The sequence below is a fragment of the Burkholderia sp. Ax-1720 genome (assembly GCF_011753035.1).
GTDB classification, from domain to species: Bacteria; Pseudomonadota; Gammaproteobacteria; order Burkholderiales; family Burkholderiaceae; genus Burkholderia; species Burkholderia gladioli.
The window spans coordinates 1-7,382 of record NZ_VWWK01000257.1; the positions used below are offsets into that span (position 1 = coordinate 1).

At 71.9% G+C, this 7,382-nt stretch carries 5 protein-coding genes; all 5 read right to left on the reverse strand.

The features are described from left to right. Positions 1 to 324, reverse strand: a 324-nt coding sequence (gene tagF, locus F3J18_RS34440) for a type VI secretion system-associated protein TagF (protein ID WP_166916566.1), incomplete at its 3' end; no start/stop codon positions are given. Next, positions 321 to 3,917: a type VI secretion system membrane subunit TssM gene (gene tssM / locus F3J18_RS34445; RefSeq protein WP_166916567.1), complete on the reverse strand. Its 3,597-nt coding sequence runs from the start codon at positions 3,915 to 3,917 to the stop codon at positions 321 to 323. The genes tagF and tssM, both read right to left, overlap by 4 nt. 4 nt (positions 3,918 to 3,921) lie before the next feature. Continuing rightward, the gene (gene icmH, locus F3J18_RS34450) at positions 3,922 to 5,331 is read right to left on the reverse strand and encodes a type IVB secretion system protein IcmH/DotU (protein ID WP_166916569.1); all 1,410 of its coding nucleotides are present in this window, start codon (positions 5,329 to 5,331) and stop codon (positions 3,922 to 3,924) included. Continuing rightward, positions 5,328 to 6,665 (reverse strand): type VI secretion system baseplate subunit TssK, encoded by a 1,338-nt coding sequence (gene tssK / locus F3J18_RS34455; RefSeq protein WP_013689209.1) that lies wholly within the window; start codon positions 6,663 to 6,665, stop codon positions 5,328 to 5,330. Before tssK ends, icmH begins: the two co-directional genes overlap by 4 nt. A gap of 68 nt (positions 6,666 to 6,733) precedes the next feature. Beyond that, the coding region (gene tagH, locus F3J18_RS34460; protein ID WP_166916571.1) for a type VI secretion system-associated FHA domain protein TagH at positions 6,734 to 7,382 on the reverse strand (649 nt) is incomplete at its 5' end.

Genomic DNA, 7,382 nt, shown 5'->3' on the forward strand with positions numbered 1-7,382 from the left:
GTCGCTGTTGCCGAGGATGCGCGCGACGTCGCCCGTGCAGGGCGCGGCCGGCACCATCGGGAAGGCGCGGCCGAGCCGGTCGACCGCGGGCCCGGTCAGGCCGCACCAGGCGCCGCTGCCGCACACCTGCGGCGGCAGCACGAAGCGCCAGGCCGGGCCGTTGCGCCAGGACTCGCCCCAGCGTTCGCCGAGCTCGCGCCGGCCGGTCTCGACCGCGCGCTGGAAATGCCGATCCCAGGCCTCGATGAAATCGACCGGCAGGCGCCGCTTCACGAAATCGCCGGCGCCCGGCAGCTTGCCGTAGAACCCCACGCCGCCGCTCATCGCGGGCACCTGAAGCGACGCACCGCGTCATTGAGGAAGGGATTGCGCAGGCTGGCGGGCTGGATCGTCAGCTTCACGGGATGGCCGGCGAAGTCGTAGCTGGCCGTGAAGCGCAGCTCGCCCTCCTTCTGCAGGCGCCCCGCGTCGAGCGCATGGAACAGCGACCAGTCGCCGTCGAACTTGTAGGGCGTGCCGACCGGGTGGTTCGAGCCGTCGAAGGCGCTGATCACCACATGGCCGGGCTGCGGGCCGGGCCAGCTCATCGAGCTGGAGGCCACGCTGGCGGCATTGGCGGTGAAGTCGTACTTCTGGCCGTCCACCTCCACCACCACGCGCGCGATCGCGGTGTCGAACTGCGGCGCGAGCAGGGTGAAGCCCACATGCACCTGGGCGCCGCCGCCGAAGTAGAGCTGGCGGATCTCGTCGGCCAGTTGCGCGCCGGCCAGCACGCCGTTCGGGCCCGGCGGCATGTTCGGCTTCCAGCGCCAGGCGCTGCCGCCGGTGTCGACCCGCGCGGCCAGCGCCGACTTGAAGAAGGCGTCGAAGCGCCCGCCGCCGCCGAACAGCTCGGTGAAGTTCTGCAGGGGGATGTCGGTGGCGCCGCCCGAGGCGAACGGGTAGCGGCCGTCGACGAAGCTCGCGCAGTCGTTGCCGGCCGCCGCGCGGAACTGGTCGGCCAGCGCGGCGCTGCCGCCGCTGGCCACCAGGTCGGCGCTCTTGCCGGTCAGGCCCGAGATCAGCCCCGCCACCTGCGGCGGCAGTTGCTGCGCTTCCTGGCGCGCCGACAGCAGGGCCGGGTTGTTCTGCGCGCTCGGATCGCTGAGGTCGTTCATGGTCAGCAGGGTCTTGCCAAGCTGGTCGAGCACGCCGATCGTGTGATCGAGCGGCGTGGCGCCGGGCGAGCCCAGGCTCAGCTGGTCGATCTGCGCGAAATGCGCCTCGATCGCCGCGCCCGGCTGGCTGCCGGCGTCCTGGCCGCCGCCGTTGTTGCGCGAGGCCAGCGTCACGCCGTAGGGCAGCGGCGCGCCGGCCGTGCGCAGCTCGCCGGCCAGCCTGGTGTTCAGCGCGCGGCGCGCGGCGATGTTCTCGCCGATGGTCTTGGCCTGGTCGCCCACCTCGGTGCCCGATACGCCCGCCACGCCGCTTGCGCCGTTGGCGCCGGCCGGGCCGCTGCGCAGCAGGTCGCTGGTGTTGTCGCGCACCAGGTTCAGCAGCGCCTTGAGCGGCGAGCTCGGCCCCGACAGCTTCGCGGCCAGCGCGCTGGCGTCCTGGATGCTGACCACCGGCTGCAGTTGCAGATCGCCGAGCAGGCCGTCCCAGTTGCGGATGTAGTCCTGCTCGTAGAGCGTGAGCACCTGCTGCGCGTAACGCGAGCGCGCCAGCGGATCGACGCGTCCCGTGTCGAACACCCAGTAGTCCTTGACGAAGCCGTCCACCGAGCGATCCAGCCCGCCGTTCACCTCGTAGGCGAAATACGGCCGCGTGAACAGCACCGGCAGCGGCTGCGCGAGCGGCGTGCCGCTCTTGCGGCGGAACACGTTGCCGAGCAGGCCCAGCGATTCGTCGAGCCGCACCGGCGAGACGCCGGAGCGATCGGCGTCGAGCTTGACGCTGCCGTAGATCAGGGTGGCGAGGTCGGCCGTCTTCAGCGTGGCGCGGGCCTGGTCCACCAGGCCGCTGTCGAGCGACAGCGCGCGCGGCTTCTGCGGATCCTCGACGCGCGCCGTGAAGTGCTTGTCGAGCTCCTTGCGGATCGCCGGATCGTCGGGGAACAGGCGCTGCCATTCCTGGCGCGCCAGCGCGGCCAGTTCGTCGGGCACCAGGTGCTGCGGCTCGCCGAGCATCAGGTAGCCCTTCAGGTAGCCGTACAGCGTCTGCGGATCGTTGGCGCTGTCGGTCAGCCCCTCGCGGAAACGCAGGCCGACGCCGGGCAGCAGGGTGCCGTCGAGCTCGCGCAGGTAGGCGCCATGCGCCTGCGCATAGAGCGCCCGGCCCTGGAACAGCCCGAAGCGCATCAGCAGCGGCACATGATCGCGATAGCGGCCCGCCGAATCCTGCGTGTCCGAGATCACCTCCAGCCGCGCCAGCGCGCGCGCGAAATAGCTGCGCAAGTCGGGCTGCCCGGCCAGCGTGTCGGCGCCGGGCAGGTCCTTCAGGCTGTCCTGCACCTCGGCCACGTAGGCGCGGTTGCGCGCGTAGCTGGTGGCGAAGCCGGCCACCATCAGCACCGTGAACAGGGTGATGCCGGCATAGGCGGCGATCTGGACCAGCAGCTTCTGGCGCTCCAGGCGCGGGTTGGTGCCGGCCAGGCCCGATTCGCGGAACAGCACTTCCTTGAGCAGGCGCTCGACGAAGAAGGTGCGGCGCTGGCAGGTGCCGGGCTGCACGCGCGCGGCATCGACGCCGAAGGTGCGCGCCACTGCGCCGAGCATGCGATCGATCGGCGCGCCTTCCTGCGTGCCCGAGCTGAGGTAGGCGCCGCGCAGCAGCGGCGGCGTGCCGTATTCGTTGCGCCCGAAGGTGCCTTCCACGAACTGCCGCGCGATCTCGCGGAACGCGCCGAGCTGCTGCGGGAAGCTCAGCACGGCGGCGCGCCGGCCGCGATCGCGCTCGGCGTGCAGGCGCTCGATCAGGCGCGTGTTGAGGCGCTCCAGCAGCAGGTCGTACTCGCCCGCGAAGCGGCTGCAGGCGCTGCCGTCGAGGCTGGCCTCGAGCGGGAAGGTCATGCCCCAGACCTGGGCGCGCAGCTCGGGGCCGAGGTCGTCGAAGAACTCGCCGAAGCCCGCCACCAGGTCGCTCTTGGTGAACACCAGGTAGACCGGCACCGGCACCTTCAGGTATTGCGTGAGTTCGTCCAGGCGCCGGCGCACCGCGCGCATGTGCTGCTGGCGCGCGGTCTCGTCGAAGCTCAGCAGGTCCGACACGCTCATCGTCACGATCACGCCGTTCAGCGGCCGGCGGCGGCGATAGCGGCGCAGCAGGGTCAGGAAGGCCTGCCAGGCCGAGGCGTCGGCGGCCGCATCGGAATCCTGCGTGGTGTAACGCCCGGCGGTGTCGAGGAACACGGCCTCGTCGGTGAACCACCAGTCGCAGTCGCGCGTGCCGCCGATGCCGCGCAGCGCCTTGTTGCCGAAGCGCTCGGACAGCGGGAAATCGAGCCCGGAATTCTGCAGCAGGGTGCTCTTGCCCGAGCCCGGCGGCCCGATCACCACGTACCAGGGCAGCGCGTAGAGATTGCGGCCGTTGCGGCGCGTGCGGCGCAGCGTGTCGATCGCCTCGCGAAAGCGCTGCTGCAAGGCGGCGCGCTCGGCGCTGCCCGGCTCCTCGGCGGCCAGCTTGGCCTCCTGCCCGGCCAGCTCGCCGGACAGGCGCGCGGTCTTGCGCTGGGCGCGCCATTGCAGCACCAGCAGCACCACCAGCCAGGCCAGCACCAGCGCGAGGATCAGCGCCAGGCGCGCGGCGGGGCTGGCCAGCGGCTGGCGATCGCCGAGGCCGAGATAGGGGCCGCCGAGCCAGATCAGCACGGCGATCAGCGCGAGGCCGACCGCCGAGGCGAACCACCGGGACCGCACCCAGGTTTTCAGCAGGTTCATGGGTTCAGTTCTCCGGGATGTAGAGGATTTCCACGCGGCGATTGCGCGCCCGGTTCTCCGGCAGGCTCGGCGGCGTGGCGATCGGCTGCGAGGAGCCGGCACCGTTCGCTTCCAGGCGGCGCGGATCGTCCAGGCCCTGGGCCAGGATCGCCAGCGTGTTCTGGGCGCGCGCCGTCGACAGCGCGAAGTTGTCCTTGAACTTCAGCGAGCGGATCGGCTGGTCGTCGGTATGGCCGACCACGATCACGCGGCCCTTCACCTGGTTCAGCGCGGCCGCCACCTGGCGCAGCAGCGGCATCTCGGCCGGCGCGATGTCGGCGCCGCCCGAGGGGAACAGCAGGCCCGCGGCCAGGCGCACCGTGGCGCGGCCGTCGGGCTGCTCGTCGACGGCCAGCGCGCCGGCCTGCTCGAGCGGCGCGAGCAGCGACTTCAGGCTCTTGCCGGCCGGCTTGGGCGCGGCGTTGGCCTGCGGCGGCGGCACGTTCTGCAGGCCGATCGCGGCAAGCTGCGCGCTGACCGGCTCCACCAGGCCGTTCAGGCGCGTGAAGAAGTAGAGGAAGCTGGCCAGCAGGATCACCGCGGCGGCGGCCATCGCCACCCACAGCGGCACGTGGCGCATCACCGGATTGCGGCGATCCTCGACGCCGCGCCAGTGCGGCGCGAGCTCGGCGGCCGGCGCCTCGCGCAGGCCGCGGATGCGGCGATACAGGTCGTCCTGGATGTCGGCCAGGCGCCCCAGGCCGCCCGGCTCGACCAGGTAGCGCCCGCCGAAGCCGAGCGCCAGGCAGATGTACATCAGCTCGATCAGGTCGAGATGGCGCGAGAAGTCCACGCTCAGGCGATCGAGGATCTGGAAGAACTTCGCGCCGCCGTAGGTCTCGCCGTGGAAGGTGACCAGCAGGGTCTTCTGCGCCCAGCCGCTCAGCTCGCCCCAGGGGGCGTTGTTGACGGCCTCGTCGAGCATGGTGCAGAGCACGTAGCGCGCGGCCATGATGGTCTGGGTGTTGATGCCCGCGCCCTGCGCGTAGCTCTCGAAGCTGTGCACCTGGGCCACCGCCTGCTCGCGCAGGCGCGCCACGTCGGCCGGCGGCGCGACGCTGTGGCGAAGCTGCACGGTCAGCAGCAGCAGCGGATTGGCCGCGCGCACCAGCGGATTGGCCACGCCGCTCATGAAGTCGCCGAGCTCGGCGCGCAGCGCGGGGCGCGGGGCGGAACGCGCGCCGCCCTGCCCGCCCGCCGCCGCATAAGCGCCGCCGGAGATCACCGTCGCGCCGGCATCGGCGCCGGCCGCGCGCGGCGCCATGATGCGGGTCGCGTCGTCGGAGCCGGAACCCGAGCCGCTGCTGCCTTGCGGGCGCAGCACGGTGGCGTCGACGCGCGGCGCGCGATCGTCCCTGCGATTGCCTTCGCTCATGTGCGCACCGCCCAGAATTGCAGGTCGAGGCCCGCGAAGCCGCTGCCGAAGTGCATGGCGATGCCGCCCGAGGTCTTCAGCATCCGCCACATCGACGAATTGCGGTCGCATTCGAAGTAGAGGAAGCCGGAGGTGTAGGGAAGCTGGCGCGGCGCGACGGCCATCGGCGAGACGCCGATGCCGGGCAGTTGCAGGTTGACCAGGTCGCGGATCTTCTCGACCGGGCCGATCTTCGACTGCGTCGGCAATTGCCGGCGCATGTCCTCGGCCTTCATGTCGGCCTTGGCGGCCAGCACGAAGGTTGCCGTGTCGAGCAGCGTGAGGTCGGGCACCACGCCCACCCACACGCCGTACTTGCGCTGCTGCAGCGGGATCGGCACGGCGCTCTGCTCGAGCACCGCGCTCAGCGCGATACGCAGCGCCACGATCACCGGCTCGAAGCTCTCGCGCAGCATCTCGTGGCGATACGGCGGGAAGGCCTGCGCGCGCTTGCCCGGCGCCGTGAAGGTGGCCAGCTCGCCGGCCAGCTCGATCAGCAACTGGTAGAGCGCCTCGGGATGCAAGAGCGGCGCGGCGGCCAGGTGCGCCACCAGCGGCTGGTAGCGGTTGATCACCTGCAGCATCAGGAAGTCGGCGATCTCGGCCGCGCCGCCGCGATCGGTCTCGGCCACGCGCCCGGCCAGCGCCTCGCCGCGCTGGTGCAGCAGGCCCAGCAGCTCGGAGAGGAAGGTCACCAGCCGCGCGGCCGCCTCGGTGTTCAGCGCGCTGGGCATGAAGCCCTCGTCGAGCACCACGCGGCGATCGGCACGGCACTCCACCACGCGCGCCACCGGGATCCGCATCAGGCCCTCGGTGGGCTGCGCGTCGGGCACCAGGCGCGCGCTCATGCCGGCCACCTCCAGCGCGGTCAGCCCTTCCATGCTGCCCGAGGCGTCGCGCACCTCGGCCTCGCGCACCCGGTAGCGATACAACTGGTCGCCATCGGCGCCGGGCCAGGCGCTGTCGGGCTGGGTGGCCGAGCGCAGCGGCAAGGTCAGGTGCACCACCTGGTCGCGCCAGTTCGATTCGATGTCGAGCGGCGGCGGCAGCGGATCGTCGCCGGGCATCGCGAACGGCGTGCCGTCGGGGAACACGCCGCGCGCGCGCTTGATGCCGAGCTTGCCGATCGCGAGCAGGTCGCTCTCCAGCTCGAGCTCCTGGAAGCCCCACGCGTGCGGACGCAGCGCGCCGGCGCGCAGCTCCACGTAGCGCTCCAGGTAGCGCTCCTGCTGCTGCATGTGCTGGGGCCGCAGGAACAGGCCCTCGCTCCATACCACTTTATTGCTCTGGGTCATATCGGATCGTCGATCAAGAGTTCTTCATGTCGGGCGCGTCGCGTAGCGCGGCGGCAAACCGGTTCGTCTCAGGGGCGGCGCTGCTTCAGGCGCGCCAGTTGTTCCTCGTAGGCGCGCGCGAATTCGTCGCCGAACAGGCGCCGGAAGCATTCGTCGGGATTGCGCGTGAGCGCCTCGAACTGCTCCTTGTAGCGCTCCCAGTGGCGCGGGCGGTTGCCGCCCAGCGAGAGCCGCCGCCCGCCGCCTTCGGACTCCTGCTCGATGCGCGCCGGGTCGAACTGCGCGAGCAGGGACTCGAAGGCCGAGCGCACGCCGGCCAGCATCGCCATCTGGTGGTTGCGGATGTCGTCGGCCGCGTCGGCCAGCGCCGCGCTGCCGGCCAGGAAGCCGTTGTCGGGCGGCGCGAGCAGGCGACGCACGGCCTCGCGCGCGGTGGGTGCGAACTTCAGCGGGTTGTTCTCGGAGCGCTGGATCAGCGTGGCCGGCAGGCGGAAGCTGTTCTTCAGCTCGGCGCGCGCGCGCAGCACGTCCATCATCGCGTCGACGGCGATCTCGAACATCGCCGTGAGTTCGGCGCTGGCCGGTTCGGCGGGCGATGCCGCCTGCGAGCGGGGCGAGGCTTCGGCCGCGCCGAAGGCCACGGGCCGCGCCACCGGCGCCGCCGATTCCACGGCGGTGACCGGGGCACGCGTGGACGGCGCGGCGTCGGCAGCCGGG